The organism is uncultured Sphingomonas sp. (assembly GCF_913774285.1).
Classification (GTDB): Bacteria; Pseudomonadota; Alphaproteobacteria; order Sphingomonadales; family Sphingomonadaceae; genus Sphingomonas.
In genome coordinates, this window is the sequence record NZ_CAJYHX010000028.1 from 38,913 (window position 1) to 58,842 (window position 19,930).

Annotated in this window: 17 protein-coding genes; 8 read left to right on the forward strand and 9 right to left on the reverse strand. The window is 68.2% G+C overall.

Features of this window, described 5'->3' with window-relative positions; all coding sequences use genetic code 11:
• Positions 1-11: 11 nt before the first annotated feature.
• Positions 12-2,591, reverse strand: coding sequence for an ATP-dependent helicase HrpB (gene hrpB, locus QZ670_RS14370; RefSeq protein WP_294256593.1), 2,580 nt, complete (start codon positions 2,589-2,591; stop codon positions 12-14).
• A 60-nt stretch (positions 2,592-2,651) separates the two neighbouring features.
• Here hrpB and QZ670_RS14375 point away from each other — a divergent pair, with 60 nt between their 5' ends.
• Positions 2,652-2,870, forward strand: coding sequence for a hypothetical protein (locus QZ670_RS14375; RefSeq protein ID WP_294256595.1), 219 nt, complete (start codon positions 2,652-2,654; stop codon positions 2,868-2,870).
• A 16-nt stretch (positions 2,871-2,886) separates the two neighbouring features.
• On the opposite strand, the gene QZ670_RS14380 is transcribed toward QZ670_RS14375, so the two are convergent.
• The gene (locus QZ670_RS14380) at positions 2,887-3,900 is read right to left on the reverse strand and encodes a polyprenyl synthetase family protein (protein WP_294256598.1); all 1,014 of its coding nucleotides are present in this window, start codon (positions 3,898-3,900) and stop codon (positions 2,887-2,889) included.
• Between the two features lie 82 nt (positions 3,901-3,982).
• Here QZ670_RS14380 and QZ670_RS14385 point away from each other — a divergent pair, with 82 nt between their 5' ends.
• The 4 genes from QZ670_RS14385 (at position 3,983) to QZ670_RS14400 (ending at position 8,299) form a co-directional block, all read left to right on the forward strand.
• A complete protein-coding gene (locus QZ670_RS14385) occupies positions 3,983-4,279 on the forward strand; it encodes a chorismate mutase (protein WP_294256601.1) in 297 nt (98 codons plus the stop codon).
• Positions 4,280-4,316: 37 nt separating this feature from the next.
• Positions 4,317-5,432 carry a glycosidase gene (locus tag QZ670_RS14390; protein WP_294256603.1) on the forward strand — a complete coding sequence of 372 codons (1,116 nt, stop codon included), beginning with the start codon at positions 4,317-4,319 and terminating at the stop codon, positions 5,430-5,432.
• Positions 5,433-5,592: 160 nt separating this feature from the next.
• The gene (locus QZ670_RS14395; protein ID WP_294256605.1) at positions 5,593-7,176 is read left to right on the forward strand and encodes an alpha-amylase family glycosyl hydrolase; all 1,584 of its coding nucleotides are present in this window, start codon (positions 5,593-5,595) and stop codon (positions 7,174-7,176) included.
• A gap of 112 nt (positions 7,177-7,288) precedes the next feature.
• Positions 7,289-8,299 carry a glycosyltransferase family 4 protein gene (locus QZ670_RS14400; protein ID WP_294256606.1) on the forward strand — a complete coding sequence of 337 codons (1,011 nt, stop codon included), beginning with the start codon at positions 7,289-7,291 and terminating at the stop codon, positions 8,297-8,299.
• Here QZ670_RS14400 and QZ670_RS14405 read toward each other — a convergent pair.
• On the reverse strand, positions 8,285-9,172 hold the full coding sequence (locus QZ670_RS14405) for a helix-turn-helix domain-containing protein (RefSeq protein WP_294256608.1): 888 nt from the start codon (positions 9,170-9,172) through the stop codon (positions 8,285-8,287). The two genes, QZ670_RS14400 and QZ670_RS14405, sit on opposite strands and share 15 nt — an antisense overlap.
• A gap of 115 nt (positions 9,173-9,287) precedes the next feature.
• On the opposite strand from QZ670_RS14405, the gene pobA reads away from it, so the two are divergent.
• A complete protein-coding gene (pobA, locus tag QZ670_RS14410) occupies positions 9,288-10,457 on the forward strand; it encodes a 4-hydroxybenzoate 3-monooxygenase (protein WP_294256609.1) in 1,170 nt (389 codons plus the stop codon).
• A gap of 2 nt (positions 10,458-10,459) precedes the next feature.
• The gene (locus tag QZ670_RS14415; protein ID WP_294256611.1) at positions 10,460-11,470 is read left to right on the forward strand and encodes an aldo/keto reductase; all 1,011 of its coding nucleotides are present in this window, start codon (positions 10,460-10,462) and stop codon (positions 11,468-11,470) included.
• A gap of 7 nt (positions 11,471-11,477) precedes the next feature.
• Here QZ670_RS14415 and QZ670_RS14420 read toward each other — a convergent pair whose 3' ends face one another.
• On the reverse strand, positions 11,478-12,167 hold the full coding sequence (locus tag QZ670_RS14420; protein ID WP_294256612.1) for a GntR family transcriptional regulator: 690 nt from the start codon (positions 12,165-12,167) through the stop codon (positions 11,478-11,480).
• A gap of 41 nt (positions 12,168-12,208) precedes the next feature.
• A complete protein-coding gene (locus QZ670_RS14425) occupies positions 12,209-13,294 on the reverse strand; it encodes an aromatic ring-hydroxylating dioxygenase subunit alpha (RefSeq protein WP_294256614.1) in 1,086 nt (361 codons plus the stop codon).
• A gap of 677 nt (positions 13,295-13,971) precedes the next feature.
• On the opposite strand from QZ670_RS14425, the gene QZ670_RS14430 reads away from it, so the two are divergent.
• Complete coding sequence (locus QZ670_RS14430; RefSeq protein WP_294256615.1) at positions 13,972-14,754, forward strand: aldolase/citrate lyase family protein; 783 nt, start codon at positions 13,972-13,974, stop codon at positions 14,752-14,754.
• 123 nt (positions 14,755-14,877) lie between these two features.
• On the opposite strand, the gene QZ670_RS14435 is transcribed toward QZ670_RS14430, so the two are convergent.
• From QZ670_RS14435 to QZ670_RS14450, 4 genes are read right to left on the reverse strand one after another with little or no spacing between them, the layout of a single operon-like run.
• Positions 14,878-16,515, reverse strand: a complete 1,638-nt coding sequence (locus QZ670_RS14435) for a glycosyltransferase family 39 protein (RefSeq protein ID WP_294256617.1) — start codon at positions 16,513-16,515, stop codon at positions 14,878-14,880.
• Complete coding sequence (locus QZ670_RS14440; RefSeq protein WP_294256619.1) at positions 16,512-18,119, reverse strand: hypothetical protein; 1,608 nt, start codon at positions 18,117-18,119, stop codon at positions 16,512-16,514. The genes QZ670_RS14435 and QZ670_RS14440 overlap by 4 nt, the downstream gene beginning before the upstream one ends.
• A 47-nt stretch (positions 18,120-18,166) precedes the next feature.
• Positions 18,167-19,549 carry a hypothetical protein gene (locus tag QZ670_RS14445; protein ID WP_294256621.1) on the reverse strand — a complete coding sequence of 461 codons (1,383 nt, stop codon included), beginning with the start codon at positions 19,547-19,549 and terminating at the stop codon, positions 18,167-18,169.
• A complete protein-coding gene (locus QZ670_RS14450) occupies positions 19,546-19,929 on the reverse strand; it encodes a GtrA family protein (RefSeq protein ID WP_294256623.1) in 384 nt (127 codons plus the stop codon). Before QZ670_RS14450 ends, QZ670_RS14445 begins: the two co-directional genes overlap by 4 nt.
• Position 19,930 lies beyond the last annotated feature (1 nt).

The window sequence follows — 19,930 nt, forward strand, 5'->3', positions numbered from 1 at the left end:
GGGGCCACCCTTTAGCGCGCCCCGCGCGCCCTTGCATCAGCGTTTTTCGTCCGGAGTGTTGCGGAGGCCGCTGCCGGGTCCTCGGGCCAGGGATGGCGGGGGTAGCGGCCGCGCATTTCCTTGGCGACCGCCGCCCAGCTGCCCGTCCAGAAGCCGGGCAGGTCGCGCGTCGTCTGGATCGGGCGGCCTGCGGGCGAAGTGAGGCTGAGCACCAGCGGCACGTTGCCGCCGATCATCGGATGCTCTGCCAGCCCGAACAGCGCCTGGACGCGGACCTCGACCGTGGGGCCGGCTTCGGCGGCATAGTCGATCGCATGGGACGAGCCGGCGGGCGTTTCGAAGCGCGCGGGGGCGAGGCGATCGAGCGTCTTCTGCCCGTCCCAGCCGAGCAGGTTCTGCAGCGCCTGGGTGAGCGATTCGGGGGGCACCGCGTCCAGCCGACGCTTGCCTTCGAGCGCCGCGGGCAGCCAGTCGTCCAGCGTGGCGAGTAGGGCTTCGTCGGTCAGCGCGTCGATGCCCGCATAGGCGGCACGGGTGCGGAGCGCCTGCGCGGTCTCGGACCAGGGAAGCAGGTGCAGGCCATGGGTGCGCACGCCTTCCAGCAATGCCGATTCGATTTCCGCCGGCGTCGCGCCCGAGTCGCTGCCGCCGGAGAGGCGGACGGCGCCGAGCCGGCGTTCGCGCAGGGCTTCGATGCGGCCGGTGGCGGGATCGAAGCTGACGGTGCGGCGGGTTTCGATGCGGTCGGCGAACAGCGATTCCACCGTCACGGCGTCGATCGGCGCGGCGGAAAGGATGCGCGCGCCGGCGGCCATGCCCTGCGTCTCGGCCACGGCAAGCCAGTCGGCGCGGGCGAGCGGCGAGGTCGGATCGAGCTTGAACCCGCGCCCGCCGACCGAGGCCCAGGTCTCGCCCGAGCCGTCACGACGCTTGGCGACGCGGTCTGGGAAGGCAAGCGCCACGCAGAGGGCGACGTCTTCTCCCGCCCCCCCAGCCTGCGCTCCCCTCCCGCTTGCGGGAGGGGTCGGGGGAGGGGATGGCCGGCTGGCCCGCTGCGCTGTCAGGGATGAAGCCGCCACGTCAGCCCCTCCCCCAGCCCCTCCCGCGAGCGGGAGGGGAGCGCTCGCTGCGGGAGGGGGAACGAGCTTGCTCCAGCGCTCGGCCAGCCGCCGCGCATTCTCCGCGCGCTGGCCGCGTTCGCCCTTCCACCGGCGCAACCGCAGCTCGAGGTCCGCATCATTGCCCCCCAGCCCGCGCTCGCCGAGCAGCACCGCCACCTCCGCCGCCGTTCGCGCCATCCCGCGTTCGCTCGCGCGCACCAGCATGTGGCCGAGCCGCGGCGGCAGCGGCAGGCGGGCGATCGCCTTGCCATGCTCGGTCGGGCGCCCATCGCCATCGATCGCCTCCAGCGCGCCCAGCCGCGCCCGCGCCTCGGCGATCGCAGCCTCGGGCGGCGGATCGAGCCAGGCGAGCTGGCGCGGATCGGTCACGCCCCACAGCGCACAATCGAGCATCAGCGCCGACAGGTCCGCTTCCAGAATCTCGGGCGGATCGAAGCGCGGCAGCCCCGCCGTCGCTGCTTCTTCCCACAGCCGATAGGCGGTTCCCGGCCCCTGCCGCGCCGCGCGCCCTGCCCGCTGCGTCACCGCCGCCTGGCTCGCCCGCTCGGTGACCAGCCGCGTCATCCCCGCCGCACGATCGTAGCGCGGCCGCCGCGCGAGCCCCGAATCGACCACCACCCGAATGCCGTCAAGCGTCAGCGAGGTCTCGGCGATCGAGGTCGCCAGCACGATCTTGCGCCGCCCCTCGCGATCGGGCGCGATCGCGGCGCGCTGGGCGGCCGGCTCCAGGCTGCCGTGCAGCCGGTGCAGCACCGCGCCGCCCAGGTCGCCCAGCCGCTCGGCGGTCCGCTCGATCTCGGCGACGCCCGGCAGGAAGGCGAGGATGCCGCCCTCCTCCTCGCGCAGCGCCTGTCGCACCGCCGCGGCGACGCTGTCCTCGATGCGCGCCTCCGCGGCGCGGCCGAGATGGCGCAGCGTCAGCGGGAAGCTGCGGCCTTCGCTCTCCACGACGGGCGCGTCGCCCATCAGCCCGGAAAAGCGGCTGCCGTCCAGCGTCGCCGACATCGCGACCAGCCGCAGGTCGGGCCGCAGCGCGCCTTGCGCATCGAGCGCGAGGGCGAGACCGAAGTCGCTGTCGAGGCTGCGCTCATGCACCTCATCGAACAGCACCGCCGAGACGCCGACCAGCTCGGGATCGGCCTGGATGCGGTTGACGAAGATGCCTTCGGTCACGACCGTCACGCGCGTCGCCGCCGAGCGCTTGCTGTCCATCCGCGTGGCATAGCCGAAGGTCTTGCCGACGCTCTCGCCCGCCAGCGCCGCCATCCGCTCCGCCGCCGCGCGCGCGGCGAGCCTGCGCGGGGAGAGCAGCAGGATTTCACCGGTGCACCAGGCCTCGCCGAGCAGGGCGGGTGCCACCGCCGTGGTCTTGCCCGCACCCGGTGGCGCGACCAGCACCGCGTTGCTCCCCCCCCGCAGCGCGTCGAGCAGCGCCGGCAAAACAGCGTGGATCGGCAGGGAGGACGTCATTCGGCTGCAACCATTCGGGACAAGCGTGGTTAGGCGGACTCACCGCCAGAGGAGCGCGACATGGCACGAATCCTTTCCCAGTTCACCATCACGCCGGACAGCGACGGCGATTACACGCTGCACCTCGAGGACGAGGACGGTGAAACCATCGAGATGACGGCGAGCTACGAGCAGCTCGACCTGATCGTCGAGGGCATCGAAGAGGTGCTCGACATGGACGAGGAGGACGCGCTCGAAGTCGACGAGGAGGACGGCGAAGAGAAGTCGACCGAAGAATGATTCCGGTCGGCGCGCGTCAGTAGGCGCGCGCCACCGCGAATTCCACGGCTTCCACCATCGCGTCCTTGGCCTCACAGGCGCGGAAGCCGCCCAGCGCATCGATCGCGCGCTGGCCGTAGTGGCGGGCGCGCGCCAGCGTATCGTCTACCGCGCGGCAGCTCTGCACCAGCCGGATCGCCTCGGCGAAATCCTCGTCCGCGATGCGGCGGCCGGAGATCGCTTCCTTCCAGAAGCCGCGTTCCGCCTCGTTGCCGCGCGCATAGGCGAGGATCACCGGCAGCGTCATCTTGCCTTCGCGGAAGTCGTCGCCGGCATCCTTGCCCATGGTCGACGCGTCCGACACGTAATCGATCGCATCATCGACCAGCTGGAAGGCGATGCCGAGGTTGCGGCCATAGGCGTCGAGCGCGAGCTCCTCCGCTTCCGGACGCTCGGCGACTACCGCAGACACGCGACAGGCGGCGGCGAACAGCGCGGCGGTCTTGGCGCCGATGATGTCGAGATAGCGATCCTCGGACAGGTCGATCCGGCGCACTGCGGTGAGCTGGTTGACTTCGCCTTCCGCGATCACCGCGCTGGCGTTGGACAGGATGTGCAGCGCCTTCAGGCTCTCGGCCTCGACCATCAGCTCGAACGAGCGGCTGAACAGGAAGTCGCCGACCAGCACGCTGGCCGGATTGCCCCAGATGATGTTGGCGGTGCGGCGGCCGCGGCGCAGGTCCGAGCTGTCGACCACGTCGTCGTGGAGCAGCGTCGCGGTGTGGATGAACTCCACGGCCGCTGCCAATTTATGGTGGCGCGTGCCCGAATAGCCGAACAGTCGGGCGCTGGCGAGCGTCAGCATCGGCCGCATCCGCTTGCCGCCGCCCGCGATCAGATGGCCGGCGAGTTCGGGGATCAGCGGAATCTCGGACTGCATGCGATCGAGGATCACCGCGTTGACCAGGTTCATGTCCTGGGCGACCAGCGCCATGATCGGATCGAGCGAAGGCTGGGTTCGCGAGCCCAGGCGGTGGACGGTTGCGCTCATATGCAACGAGCCTCTGGCCTTTGTGCATTGCAAAGGCAAGAGGTGCTTGCATGGCCGTGCCGCAGCGGCAAAGGAGATTCGCATGACCGACGCGACGCTGACCCGCTATCGCCAGAGCATCGACAATATCGATGCGGCGCTCGTCTTCATGCTCGCCGAGCGGTTCAAGGTGACCCAGGCGGTAGGCCGCTACAAGGCCGAGACCGGCCTTCCGGCTGCAGATCCCGGCCGCGAGGAAGCGCAGATCGCCCGGCTCCGCGCGCTGGCGCAGGACGCCGATCTCGACCCCGAATTTTCCGAGAAATTCCTGCGCTTCATCATCGACGAGGTGATCCGGCATCATCGCCAAGCGCAGGAAGCCGGAACCGCCGGGGCCTGACTCCGTTGCTGGGCGTGAAACCCATGGGGGCAAGCGCTTGAGCGACGATTATCTGATCTTCCGGCCCGACGATGTCGACCTGAGCCGCTCGCCGCTGCGGGCGGGCGTGGACGACGCGACCTATGTGCTGGGCGCCTTCAACCCTGGCTTCGCGCGGCTGCCGAACGGCAACCTGCTGCTGATGGTCCGCGTGGCCGAGGCGCTGCGCGATCCGGTGGTAGACGGCCATGCGCGGGCGATTCGCTGGACGCCCTCGGGCTATGTGCTGGATGCCCATCCGGTGGCGGGGCTCGACATGGCCGACCCCCGCCAGTTCGCGCTCAAGGACCGCGCGCCCCGCCTGCTCGGGCTCACCTCGCTGTCCTGGCTGCTGCCGGTGGAGCTGGACGCCGATGCCCGAAAGGTAGTGGCGGTGCATTACGACAAGGCGATCCAGCCCTCGGCGTCCTACATGGATTACGGCGTCGAGGATGCGCGGATCACGTGCATCGACGGCACCTACTGGATGACGGTGTGCGGCGTCTCGGCGGAGCGGCACTGCACCGCAATGTATCGCTCCACGAACGGCCTCGACTGGGAACTGCTGGGCGTCGTGCTCGATCATCAGAACAAGGACATGCTGCTGTTCGAGGGCCGCATCGGCGGCTTCTTCCACGCGCTGACCCGGCCTCTGGGCGAGGTCTATTTCGCCTATCCGGACGACTCGCCCTGGCTCGGCGGCCCCTCGATCAACCTCGCCCGCTCGCCCGACGGGCTGCACTGGAAGCCGCTCGACCAGCCGGGCATCCGCGCGCGCAAGGGCTCTACCTCGAACCAGCGGATCGGCGGCGGCAGCCAGCCGGTGCTGACCGATGCCGGCTGGCTGCTGATCTATCACGGCGTGGAGAAGCGCGACGCGGTCGGCATCTATCGCAGCTTCTGGGCGCTGCTCGATCGCGACGACCCCAGCGTGATCCTGCGGCAGGAAGACACGGTGCCGCTGCTGGAAGCCAATCCGGCGCTGACCGCGGACATCGCGCACCAGTTGTACCTGCCGACGCCGGTGGTATTCACCACCGGGCTGGTCGATGCCGGCGAACGGTACATCGTAGCAAGCGGCGAAGCGGACCTGGCGTGCCGGATCACGCATATCCCGAAAGAGCGATTCCGGTGAAGCACCACCCAGATCTTCCCCGGAACGGGGAGGGGGACCATGCGCAGCATGGTGGAGGGGGGCCTCCGCACCGGGTGCCCTTGCCGCACTCCCCCTCCACCACGCGGCTGCGCCGCGCGGTCCCCCTCCCCGTTTCGGGGAGGATCGAAGGATGTCCCCAATGACCGAACCGCTCTGGTGGCAGACGGGCGTGATCTACCAGGTCTATCCGCGCTCGTTCAACGACTCGAACGGCGACGGCATCGGCGATCTGGCGGGCGTGACCGCGCGGCTGGACTATCTGGTCGATCTCGGCGTGGACGCGGTGTGGCTGTCGCCGATCTTCCCCTCGCCGATGGCCGATTTCGGCTATGACGTGGCGGACTATTGCGGGATTGATAAGCGCTTCGGCACGCTCGCCGATTTCGACCGCTTGCGCGACGCGGCCCATGCCCGCGGCCTCAAGCTGCTGCTCGACTTCGTCCCCAACCACAGCTCGAGCGAACACCCCTGGTTCCTCGAAAGCCGCTCCTCGCGCAAGAACCCCAAGCGCGACTGGTATATCTGGCGCGACCCCGCCCCCGAGGGCGGCCCGCCCAACAACTGGCAGAGCTATTTCGGCGGCAGCGCCTGGGAATGGGATGCGGCCACCGGCCAATATTATCTCCACCAGTTCCTGAAAGAGCAGCCCGAGCTCAACTGGCGCAACCCGGATCTGCGCGCGGCAATGCTCGACGCAATGCGCTTCTGGTTCGATCGCGGGGTCGACGGCTTCCGCATCGACGTGCTGTGGCTGGCGATCAAGCATCCCGACTTCCCCGACAATCCCGCCAACCCCGATTGGCGCGAGGGGATGCAGGACATCGAGCGGCTGCTGCCGCTCCACTCCGCCGACCAGCCCGAGATGATGGAGATCATCGCCGCGATGCGAGACGTGGCGGAAGCCTATCCCGAGCGGGTGCTGATCGGCGAGATCTACCTGCCGATCCCGCGGCTCGTCGCCTATTATGGCGAGGGCGGCAATGGCGTGCATCTGCCCTTCAATTTCCATCTGCTCGACGCGCGCTGGGACGCCGCGGCGCTGGCCAAGCTGATCGCCGACTATGAAGGCGCCCTGCCCGCCGGTGGCTGGCCCAACTGGGTCCTCGGCAACCACGACAAGCCCCGCGTCGCCTCGCGGGTGGGGCCGGAGCAGGCGGCAGTGGCGATGATGCTGCTGCTCACGCTGCGCGGCACGCCGACGCTGTATCAGGGCGACGAGCTCGGCATGCCGAATGTCGCCATCCCGACGAACCGGGTGCGCGACCCGCAGGCGCTGCGCGAACCCGAGACCGCGTTCAACCGTGACGAGGTCCGCACGCCGATGCCTTGGGACGCCAGCGCGCATGCCGGGTTCAGCAGCGTCGAGCCCTGGCTGCCGCTCAATCCCGATTGGGCAACGCGCAACGTGATGGCCCAGCGCGACGAAGCGGGCTCGATGCTGGCCTTCACCCGCGCGCTGCTCCAGCTGCGGCGGGTGCATCCCGCGCTATCGGCGGGGAGCTGGCACGCCGTATCGAGCGACGGCGCGGTGCTGGCGTATGAGCGCCGGCATGGCGACGCGCGCGTGCTCGTGGCGCTCAACCTGTCGAACGCGCCGCAGACGCTGGCCTTGCCGGAATGGGCCGCCGCGCTGGCGCCGGCGCTCACCACGCCCAGCCACGATCTCCGCGTGGAGGGCACCACCCTCCCGCTCGCCCCCAACCAAGGCATTTTGCTCACATGATCACCCCTCCCGTGCCCCTGCGAAAGCAGGGGCCCAGAGCCACACGCGATTCGCTCTCCTACCCTGGGCCCCTGCTTTCGCAGGGGCACGGCACCGGTTCGGGCATCGCCGCATGAAGATCGCCATGCTCGCGCCGATCGCCTGGCGCACCCCGCCGCGGCATTACGGCCCGTGGGAGCTGGTGACGAGCCTGCTCACCGAAGCGCTGGTGGCGAAAGGTGTCGACGTCACCCTGTTCGCCACGCAGGACTCGGTCACCACCGCCCGCCTCGCCGGGGTGGTGCCGCGCGGCTACGAGGAAGATCCGGCGATCGACGCGAAGGTGTGGGAATATGCCCACCAGTCGCACCTCTTCGCCCGCGCATCCGAGTTCGACCTGATCCACAACCAGGCCGATTTCCCCGCCCACGCCTATGCCCCGCTGATCGACACGCCGATGGTGACGACGATTCACGGCTTCTCCTCCGAGCGCATCCTGCCGATGTACAAGCCGTTCGAGGAGCGCGTGCACTATGTCGCGATCTCGGATGCCGATCGGCACCCAGCACTGCGCTATGCCGCGACGATCCACCACGGCATCCGCCTCGACGAATTCGCCTTCAATGGAGCAGGCAGCGACGACCTGCTGTTCTTCGGCCGCATGCACCCGGACAAGGGCGCCGCCGAGGCGATCGCCGTCGCCCAAGCGACCGGCCGCCGGCTCAGCATCTACGGCATCATCCAGGACCAGGGCTATTTCGAGCGCGCGGTGCAGCCGCACCTCGATGACCGCATCGTCTATCACGGCCCGGTGGGCGGCGAGGAACGCATCCGCGCCCTCGGCAGCGCCCGCGCCCTGCTGCACCTGATCAACTTCGATGAGCCATTCGGCCTCTCGGTGATCGAGGCGATGGCGTGCGGCACGCCGGTGATCGCGGTCCGCCGCGGATCGATGCCCGAGTTGATCGACGACGGCGAAACCGGGCTGCTGGTCGCCTCGGCCGACGACGCGGTGGAAGCGGTCGACCGCGTCGGATTGATCGACCGCGCCGCGTGCCGCCACGCGATCGAGGCGCGCTTCTCGGTGGAGGCAATGGCCGATCGCTACATCGCGCTCTATCGCAAGATCCTAGCGCGCGGCTGAGGCCCCGCTCCGTTCGCGAAAGGCGCGCGGCGGGGTGCCGACGTGGCGGGCGAAGAAGCGCGAGAAATAGGCCGGGTCCTCGAACCCCACCGCGTCGGCCACCTCGCCGACCGACAGGTTCGAATAGAGCAGCAGCCGCCGCGCCTCGAGCAATGCGCGTGCATCGAGCATCGCCGCGGGGCTGCTCCCGGCGACCCGGCTGCAGGCGAGGCGCAGCGCGGTGACGCTCACCCCCAGCGCGCGGGCATGGACCCCCACCGGCTCGCGCAGGCGGAACCGCGCCTCGATCCGCGCGCGCAGCCGCGCCACCACCTCCGCCTCGCGCCGGCTGCCGCTGCCCCGCGCCGCCGCCGCCCCGCCGCAGCGCAGGCTGCGCACCAGGATCGCGAGCAGCGCCGCCTCCACCGCCGCGCGCTGGCCGGGTGTGGACCAGCTGAGCTCGCGCTGCACCTCGCCAAGCGAAGCGGCGATCGCCTCCCCCTCGCCGTCGGTCAACGACAGCGCCCGCGGCATCCGGAACAATCCGTCGAGCGCCGGGTCGCGCATCGCCAGCTGGGCGAAATAGGCGTCGGCGATGGTGCACACCCAGCCGCGCGACTCCTGGTGCCAGCCAAAGCCGTGGACAATGCCGGCAGGCACCAGCAGCAGCGCGGGCGCCGCGAACGTCGCCGTCTCGGCCTCGGCGGTCATCGTGCCGCCGCCCTCGGCGATCAGGATCACATGGTGGAGATCGCGGTGGAGATGCGGGCGTATCGTCCATTCGCTCGGCCGCGAGCGATCGTCGAGATCCTCGACATGGACGAACCCCTCGGTGACGCCCCGCTGCGGCTCGCCATAGAGATAAAAGGCCGGGACCGGGCTCCGTGCACGCATGAACGGAGCGTCGCACGGCCGGGCGAATCGTCCAAGCAAAAGGTTGACGTGTCCCTCACGCACCGGCGCGCGCCTCGGCACCATGCTGCGCAACAAGAAAACTGGAGAGGCGCGCATGCGGACACAGGTTGCGATCATCGGCGCAGGCCCGGCGGGATTGCTGCTCGGCCATTTGCTGCGGGCGGAGGGCATCGACGTGGTGGTCGTCGAGCGCGCCACGCCCGATTATGTGCTGGGCCGTATCCGCGCCGGCGTGCTGGAGCGCACCGCGACGATGCTGATGGAGCGCGTGGGCCTTGCCGACCGCATGCACCGCGAGGGTCTGCCGCACGACGGCTTCGCGCTTGCCGATGGCGATCGGCTGATCCGCATTCCCGTCACCGAGCTCACCGGCCACCATGTCCTTGTCTACGGCCAGACCGAACTGACCCGCGACCTGATGGAAGCCGCGCCCGCGCGCGGTCTGCAGGTGATCTACCAGGCGACCGACGTCACGCTGCACGATCTCGAAAGCGATGCGCCCTATCTCACCTACACCCGGGAAGGCCGCGCCGAGCGGATCGATGCGGACTTCATTTGCGGCTGCGACGGCTTCCACGGGCCCTCGCGCAAGGCAATTCCTGCCAGCGTCGGCGCCGCCTACGAGAAGGTGTACCCGTTCGGCTGGCTCGGCATCCTTGCCGATGTGCCGCCCTGCCATCACGAGCTGATCTACGCCAACCACGACCGCGGCTTCGCGCTCGCTTCGATGCGCTCGGCGACGCGCAGCCGCTATTATATCCAGGTGCCGCTCGACGAGGACCTCGGCGACTGGCCCGATGACCGGCTGTGGGACGAACTGGCGGTGCGCCTCGGGCCCGAAGCCGCAGCGAACCTGACGCGCGGCCCGGCGATCGAGAAGTCGGTCGCGCCCTTACGCTCCTTCGTGTTCGAGCCGATGCGCCACGGCCGGCTGCTGCTCGCGGGGGACAGCGCGCACATCGTGCCGCCGACCGGCGCCAAGGGGCTCAACCTCGCCGCGTCCGACGTCCATTATCTGTCCGAGGCGCTGGTTCGCCACTATCGGCATGGCGACCAGGACGCGATCGGCGGCTATTCACAAAAGGCGCTCGCCCGGGTCTGGAAATCCGAGCGCTTCTCGTGGCAACTGACCAAGCTGATGCATCGTTTTCCGGAGACCGATGCGTTCGATCGCCGGATGCAGCTCGCCGACCTGGACTATATCGCCACGTCGCACGCGGCACAGACGACGATCGCCGAAAACTATGTAGGATTGCCGCTCTGACCATGACGACGCTGCCCATCCGTAAAATCGGCCCCTTCACCGTCTCGGCGATCGGGCTTGGCTGCATGAATCTCAGCCACGCCTATCTGCCACGCCCCGACGCGGCCGATGCCGAGCGGCTGCTGCTACATGCGCTGGATGCGGGCGTAACCTTCCTAGACACCGCCGCGCTCTACGGCTTCGGTGCCAACGAGGAACTGCTGGGCCGCACGGTGATGCACCGCCGCGCCGACTTCACGCTGGCGAGCAAGTGCGTGCTCGGCGGATCGGACGGCAAGCGCGGGATCGACGGCAGCCCGGAAGCGATCACCCGCACGCTGGAGGACTCCCTCCGCCGGCTGAACACCGATCATATCGACCTCTATTACATGCACCGCCTCGACCCGAACGTGCCGGTGGAGGAATCGGTCGGCGCCCTCGCCCGCGCGGTGGAGGCGGGCAAGATCGGCGCGATCGGCCTCTCCGAAATGTCGGCGACGACGCTCCGACGGGCGCATGCCGTGCATCCAATCGCGGCGATGCAGACCGAATATTCGCCCTGGACGCGCAACCCGGAGATCGCGGTGCTCGATGCCTGCGCCGAGCTCGGCACCGGCTTCGTCGCCTTCTCGCCGGTCGCCCGCGGGCTGCTCGCGGGCGGGGTCGGCGCCGAGGGCGTGCCGGAGGGCGACCTGCGCTGCGGCATGCCGCGCTTCCAGGGCGACAATCTCACCCGCAACCTCGACATGGCCGCGCGCTTCCGCACCATCGCCGCGGCGGCAGGATGCTCGATGGCACAATTGTGCATGGCGTGGGTGCTGTCGCGGCGCGACTTTATCGTACCGATTCCCGGCACCACCCGGATCGACCATCTCGACGACCTGCTCGGCACCTTCGCGCATCCGGTGGCGCCCGAGCTTCTCGCCCGGGTCGACGCGCTCTTCCCGCCCGATGCCGCCGCCGGCCCGCGCTATGCGCAAGAGGCGCAGGCGCAGGTCGACACCGAAGTCTGGCCGGACGAGCAACTGGCCTGAGCCGGTTCTACTCCGCCAGCATGCGGAACGCCCGGCGGTTGGCGACCGCCACCGCCGCGTGCCCGCGCATCAGCCGCTCGGCGCGATCGGCGTCACCGGTGCGGATCGCCTCGAACACGGCGCGATGCTCGTGATGCGCCGCCAGCAGATGGCGGTATTCGCCCTCAAGGTCGTCCCAGTCCAGCGCCAGCGCCGCCGCCGAGGCAAAGGGCAGATGGTTGTTGCGGCCGAGCGCCAGCGCGATCGAGGGGTTGCCGCTCGCCGCGATTAGCAGGTCGTGAAAGGAGAGGTTGTAGCGGTAGAAGCCGTCGAGATCGCCATCGGCGAGGTGACCCTTGGCGAACAGCGCATCGCCTTCCGCCAGGATGGCGTCCAGCTGCGCCGCTTCCGCCTCGCCCAGCCCGCGCTCCGCGACCCGGCGCGCCGCCAGCCCTTCGAGCACGCCGCGCACCTCGATCGCCCCGGTGATCGCGGCCGCGTTCACCGCGCGCGGGGTATAGCCGCGCGCGCCGAGCTTCTCGACCAGCCCCTCATGCTCCAGCGCGCGCAGCGCCGTGCGCACGGGCATGCGCGATACGCCCAGCGCCGCGGCGGTAGGGATCTCGGCGATCCGTGCGCCCGGCTTGATCGTGCCGTCGGCGATCATACGGCGGAGCGCGACCAGCACCTGCTGGCCCGGCTTGGCAGGCTTGTCCATCGCCCGTGCTTAAAGCATCGGCACGGCGGCACGCCAAGGGGTCAGGCCGCGGCGTCGACCGGTGCTGCCTGCTCGGCGGCGATTGCCCGCTCGATCATCAGCCGCGAGCGCACCCCGCCCGCATCGATGTTGAGCTTCATCAGCCGCCGATCGGGATAGCGCAGCAGATTGGCCTGCTGGCGTTCGAGCATCTCGAGGTCCTCGCCGAAGATCTTGCCCTGGCCCGCGCGGATCGTGTCGGTCAGCGCGCTGTCCGCCACCGCGAAGCGTCGCGCCATGCCCCAGAAATAATGGTGCGAGGTCTCGGTCTCGGGGGTGATGAAGTCGACGACGATGCTCGCCGCCTTCCAGCGATCCTCGGCATGATAGCCGCCCTTGCCGGCGAGCGCGACGCCGACTTCGATCAGGATATGACTCGGCAGGGTGAAGCGGCAGATCTGCCAGCGATCGACCGGCTGGTCATCGGGTAGACCGGCGCCGCGCAGCGCCATCTTCCAGAAAGGCGGCGCCTCGATCCCGTCCATGAAGCGGCGGGTGACCACCTGCTCGCCCTCGATCAGCGTCTCGACCGGCGCCTCGTCGATCTCCTTCTGGCCGATGCTGGTGCTGTGGACATAGGTTTCGTGGGTGAGATCCATCAGATTGTCGACCATCAGCCGATAGTCGCAGGCGATATGGTAATAGCCGCCGCCATAGGCCCAGTCCGGGCTCTCGGCCCAGGCGAGGTGGTGAAGCTTGCTCGGATCTGCGGTCTCCGCCTCCCCGGGCCATACCCAGAGAAAGCCGTAGCGCTCGATAACCGCGAAGCGGCGGATGCCGGCGAATTTCTCAACTCGCTGGCCGGGCATCGCCGTGGCGCGCCCGGCGCAGCCCATCACCAGCCCGTGATAGCCGCACACCAGCTCACCATCCCGCACGAAGCCCAGGGAGAGCGGCGCACCGCGGTGCGGGCAGAAATCCTCGAGCGCGACGACCGCTCCCTCCGCGCCGCGAAAGAATACCATGGGTATCCCGCAAATGGTGCGACCGAGCGGGCGGTCGGCGAGTTCGTCGGCTGCGGCCGCGACATACCAGGTGTGGAGCGGCCAGGGCGGCGCGGCGTCCTGGGTTGGGGCGGGTCGACTCATTTTCCTCTCCTCGCGTCGAGCACGATATTGGATCCAATAGGCCCTGCGCAGCGCGGTTTGTCAATGCGGCGGGCGTAGCGGGGCGGCGCAGGTAGGAAGGCCACGGTGCGCAAACCGCCCCGCGTGCGCTCCGATGACTCACGAGGCCGGCACGAAACGAGCGTTAGACGAACATGAAGCGCCGCGAACTCTTCGACGACAAGGGCGTGTCGGTGCGGCGAATCTTCGACACCGGCGCGAACAACTGCCGGGCATGCGCGCGTTTACTGCTGGCGCAACTATGATGCGATGCGGCATCGTCTCCACCACGCCACCGCGGTAGGACAGGTGATGGTGCGCGAGCGAAACGGAACCGCGGCGACGCCCAACAACTACTCCACCGTCGCCACCGATTGCCGCAAATTCGGCTTCGCCGGCTGTTTTTGCATTGACCAACGGCGAAACGGGGTCCAACGAATATCACCAAATAATGTTGCAATGTGAATGCACAGCACTTGCGACGGCGTTTAGGTGTCGTTTGATCGGCCGCGGGGCACGGCCTGGTCGGTGCCTGCGAGGCGCGGCTAGGGGTTTGTTAACCATGTTCCACCACGATCGATGCGACGCCCCGGGGTTCATCCCGGCTTTGGTTTGTTGACTGCTAAAGGAAAACCCTTGTGACTCCGAATGAGCGTAAGATGCTTGATTGCCTCAAGAAGGGGCGCGACCATTACGGTGTCGTCGCCGTGAAGGCAGAATTCGAAGCGGAGGGCACGCGACCGGACGAGTTCATCCGGCTCCTCGAACTCGCGCAGCGCGCGGACCTCAAGGTTGCGCTGAAGATCGGCGGTTGCGAAGCGGTTTCCGACCTACTGTCGACCAAGATCTACGGCATCGACTATGTCATCGCGCCGATGGTCGAGACGCGTTACGCGCTGTCCAAGTTCATCGACGCGAAGAACAAGACCCACGGGCCGAATGAGGAGCGTACCGAGTTCCTGTTCAACCTGGAAACCCAGACCACGCTCGACAATCTCGACGACATCGTGCCGCTGGCAAAGGGCAATGTCGACGGCATCGTGTTCGGCCGGGTCGACTTCACCCTGTCGCGCGGCATGGCCCGCACCGCGGTGAACGAGCAGAGCATCACCGAGGCGGTGCTTCGCGTCGCTCAGGCCTGCGTCAACAACGACCTGGAGCTGGTCGTCGGCGGTTCGGTGTCGATGGACGCGATCGACGCGCTGCGCGAGTTCCGCGCGGTTCGCCTCGACCGGTTCGAGACCCGCAAGGTGATCTTCGACGGTGAAGCCGCGACCAGCAAGTCGCTCGCCGACGGCATCGCCAACGCAGTCGAGTTCGAGCTGCTCTGGCTCAAGAACAAGCGCGACTATTACAGCAAGATCGCCGCGGAAGACGCGTCGCGTATCGAAATGATGGAGCGCCGCATCGCGGTCACCGCGGACACCGCCGCCGCCGCCTGATACGGCCTGGCCCGCCGACGACGGCGGGCAGGACCCCAAAAGAAAGGCCGCAACCTCCCGTGCGAGGTTGCGGCCTTACTTTTGTCGGTCGCAGGGCGGCCGCGCGACGGCGCCCGCGCCAGCTCAGCGCGTTGCTCGCTGCACCACACGGAAATCGACGATCGTCACGATGCGGCCGCCGGTCTCGCCGGGCTTCGGCACGAACCGCGCCACGGTCTTGCCGCGTGCGACATAGTCGCGATAGGCGGCATATTCCTCGGGGAAGGCGCTGCGTTCGGCCTTGTAGCGCTCATATTGGGTGAGGATGGCGAAGTCGGCACGGCACGTGTCACGCTTCGCTGCAGCCACGGTGCCATAGTCGACATTGGCGCGCGTTCCCCGCGCCTGATCGATCGAGGCATAGCCGATCTTGCCGTGCAGCTTCGCCGCCGCGTCGACACAGCCGACCTCCGCCATCGGGAACAGGAAGTGCCAAGGCTGCGGCAACAGGTCAAAGGCGAAATGCTCGACCAGCACCGTACTGCCTGGAGGAACGTGCGCCACCGCCCAAGCCGAGGCGAGCTGGCGCGTGTCGTGCATCCGCTCGCGCGCCTGTGCCAGCGAAGTCAGAATCAGCGGTAGGGCCAGCGCGGCGCCGGCCAGCGCGGCCGCTGCGCCGCGCCAGCGCTCGCCGACGCGAAAGATGACGCCGCGCAGCCCTAATGCGATCAGGATTGCGCAGAGCGGCAGGATCGGCATCGCCCAGCGATCCCACACCATGGTCTGGGTACAAAGCACGACGAAGAAGCTGGCCAGCAGCGGCAACACCAGCACCGCGATCCGCGGCCGCCGCGCGGCAATGGCGAGGCCAGGGACCAGCAGCACCAGCCCCGCAGCACCCAGCCCCGTGAACAGCGGGCCGGTCAGATACCATCGTGCATTGAACCAGAGCGTCCCGCCGGTGGATCCCAAGTGGCGAATTTGACTCTCGCCCGTAAGGTTGCGCACCACGGTCGCGTGGTCGAGCAGCAGATAGGGGGAAAGGAGCGCGCAGAAGCAGAGACCCAACAGCCCGGTGACGACCATCCGGGCAAGACACGCGCGCACCGAATTGTCACCCGAACGACGGGACAGCCAGATCCCCCCGGCAATGGGAAGAAAGCTCAGCGCGAACGGCCATTTGGTGGTGATCGCGCAGCCCAGCCAGAACGCCGCCAGCACATGGTCGCGCCACCGCCCGCGCTCGGCGATATCCAATGCCGCCAGCATCGCCAGCAGCATGAAAAAACAGGCCATCATGTCCGAGCGGATGATCTGCGAATAGGTGATGTGGACCGGGCTGAGCGTGAGCACTCCCGCTGCGACTAGGGCTACCTCTAGGCCTGCCAGCCGCTTGGCGAGGCGATAGGCCAACACGATCGTGCCGAGCCCGAAGGCGGTCATCGCCAGTCTTCCCGGCAGGATGATCCAGCTCGGATCGGCATAGACCGCCGTCCCGAACGCTTCGAGCGAGGCGAAGCGGCCGCAGATCCAGCCGCCCAAGCCCACCAGCACGTTGACGACCGCGAGGACATACATCGTCGTGGTCGCCGGATGGCCGAACCAACCGGGATTGAGCGTGTGCCCGCGCAGCATGCGGATCGCGCCCAATTCGAACATCAGCTCGTCGGGATCGTTGAGCGCGGGCAGGCCGAATCCGATCGACGAAAGCCGCAGCCACAGCCCGACGATCAGCAGGATGGCCAGCACCCAGCTCGGCTTCCACCGCCAGGCTATGCTCACGCGCCCTCAATCAGGATGTCGGCACTCCGCGCCTGCGCCGCCGATCGGTTGCCGATCCGCACCCGCCCGTCCGCGCCGCCGCCGATCGCGGCATCGTCGATGCCGGTCGTGTCGATGCGAAGGCGGCGGCTGTCGGTATCGAGCTGCACCCCGGTCGCGTAGGCGGGGGCGTTACAGCAGAGCAGCAGCGATACCGATCCGCGGCTACACTGGCGCAGCGACGCTGCCGGCCCGCCCATGTCGCGCGATGCGCCGACCCAGACTTGCACTGCGAAGCCCCGGCAGCGCTCGAGCTGGACCGGCGCGACATGCTCTAGGACCTTGAGGCCGGTCACCTGCACGCCGGCGCTGTCGCGGGCGAGAAGGCCCGCTGCGCTGCCACCGCTGCGGCTGTTGGTGCCGCCGACCATCTGCCCGCCATGGATGCTCAGCGCACCGCGCTGCGCAACGCACTGGATCGCGGCCTTGGCGGACGGTGCCGCGGCGATATAGGGATCGAGGATGTCGATGAGCGCCTGCGGGCTGGTATCGCGAATATCGATGCCGATCGCGCCGCACTGGTCGATCACCGGCATGTGCAGGTGCAAATTGACGTGACCGTCGCGCGCGCGCCCGCCGATCGCGGCGGTTCTGCCGTCGACGCGGATACCCGTTGCAGGTCCCGCCGTCTCAAAATTGGTGATGAAGCTGTCGGCGAAGGCACCTTCGAGGAGCAGGCCGACATTGTCGCCCAGCGCAGGATCGCCGCCAATGGTAGCGTTGCAATCGGTGAGGAACAGCGAGGCATTGCCACCCGCCAGTCCGATCGCCTGCGTGCCGTCGAGGAAGAAGCCGCGCCACGGCGCACCGCGCCTCGTACCCGGGATCGAGCGGAACGCGACGCAGTTGATCATCTGCGACCGCACCAGCCCCCGCGCGACGAAGCCGATACCGTGTTCGGCGGCGCTGAGCTCCTCGAAGCGGGCGTACAGCAGGAACTGCGCCCGCATCCCGGCGGGCGGGTACGCGGAGTCGCCAGCCACGGGCGCGGACCGGCAGAGCGCGATGCCCGTCACCACGATGTTCTGCGGATAGTCGTTGACCGTTCCAGGTCGCGTAGCGGGTCCGACGCGCAGCACGTCGGCCGTGCCGTTGGTCACCACTAGCCGGGTGCCGGTCCCCGCCGTTGTGCCGCGAAAGCCCATGCCCGAAACGCGCACAAACGGCCGCTCGATGACCCAGGTGTCGGACAGGAAATAGTCGGCGGGCAGCAGATGCAATATCGGGTGCGCTGCAAGGCAGGCGGTCAGCGCGGGCAGACTGTCGACGGCGCCGTTACCGGGCGCGGCGCCCCACCATTCTGGATGCGCATGTGGCGTTCGGCCGTGGTTGAGGTCGACACGCCCCGCGCCGGTGAACACCCGCGCGACCGGCGCCGCGAATTCGCCGAGGATGCGCAGCGTCGCCCCTGCCGCGATGTCGAGGACCGCACCGGGCTGCAGCTGGAGGTCGCCATCGATGGTTTGGTCGGCGGCAATGCGATGGATGCCGGCGGGAAGGATACGCGGCGCCTGAGCCGCGGCTACCGCCGCGGGTGTCGCCTGCGCGGCGACGAGGCCGCCCATCGCGAGGGCAGGTAGAGGGAGCACGCCTCGGCGGGAAAGGCCTTCGGTCACGCTTGTACCGGCGGCTCGGGATAAGGGCGTTGCGGCCGTGCCACCCCAGGGAGCAGCGGCAGATCGCGACGATAGCGCCAGCGGTTGCGCCAGCCCTGGAGGCGAATATCGCGCCAGACGTCATGGATGGTCACGGCCGAGAGACTGATGCTGACCAGCACCAGCAACCCCGGACGCAGGAACATGCCCAATGCTACGCCGAGATGCACTTCCACCTGGCGTCCGGCCAGATAGCTGTCCCGGACCAGCGGCGGGATGTAACCGACGACGATGTCGCCGGGCAGGCAGAGGATATAGCAGATCATGATGGCCAGCGGACGCCCCACCCCTCGCCAGGGTTCCATGAAGACGAAGAGCATGATCATCGTCTGGGTATAGCCACCAGCCTCGGACGTGATCAGCGCCAGCGCGGTACCGAAAAAGGCGGTGCGATAGGCCGGCACCACCTCGGGCCGCAGCCAGGTGGCCGCCGCGGCGATCAAGATCGATGCCTGGCCCAGATGCACCCAGGCGGGGAGAACGATGAGCCCGATTTCCGCGGTGCGCGAGCCGATGATGCTCGTGACCGGGAAGGACACGCCCTGCAGCAGCGAGATCAGCGGTCCATAGGTGACCGAATACCAGACGTCGAGCACCTGGGCCGCGATGAAGCCCGATGAAAACTCGGTGATGTTGCGGACGATCTCTGTCGGCGTTCCCACGCCCAGGATGCCGAAGCTTAGCAGATAGACGACCACGGTCGCGATCAGTGCGCCTTCGCACCAAAGCCAGCGGCGCCGCAGCAACTGGGCAACGATCGCGGCAATCAGGTAGATCTTGAAGTTGACCGCGATCCCCGCGAAGATCCAGCGGATCCGAGCCGAGCGGATCAGCGGTCCGAAGCCGAGCAGCATGGCCGTGAAGCAGAGCAGCAGGATGTTGCCGCGTTCCAGCGCAAACATCATCGGCATGCCGGACGACAGCGCGATGGCGCGCGGAATGGCGGTCCGCCGATTGATCTTCTTGTAGGTCAGCGCGACCAGCACGATGTTCATCACGAAGATGGCGTGGATGGCGACCAGCCCTATCCAGTCGCAGTCCCGGACCATCTGCCCTTCCGCGCCGGCATAGCAGCTCGCCTTGCCAAGGAACCGGAGCACCACGAAGGACAGTGGGGGATAGATGGTCATCCAGCTGTCGTAGGTGCCGGTGTCCCGCGCCCAATAGGCGGTGTTGAACCAATCCATGAAGGTGTCGGATGGTTCGTAGAAGAACGGCTGGGGCAGATAACCCTCGAAATAGAGGGTCGCCATTGCCCGGCCGATCAGCAGCAACACCCCGATGCCCATGGCATATTCGAGCCACAGCCACCGGCGGCCTTGCTTGGGCGCGGCACTCATGCCGCCTTGGCTCGGAACACGAGGCGCTTCAGGGCGAAATAGTTGACGATCGAGACGAGGAACGCCGAGATGAACCCCGCCAGATAGGGCGAAGCGACGACCCGGGACACCGCTGCCAGCGTCGCCAGACCGAGCAGATAATTCGCGCCGTACGACAGCACGAACCGCAGCTTGGCAGGCGCAGCATCGCGGAACACGTGCCGGCTATAGGAGAAATAGTTGAACGCCATTCCCAGCAGGTGCGCGCTCAGCTGGGCGGCGAACATATTCATGCCCAGCCAAACCAGCAGCGCATAGGTGCCCAGACCAAAGGCGGTATTGAGCACGCCCATCTGATAATAGCGCCAGAGCTCCAGCAGGCGTGCGCGCGAAACGGCCATG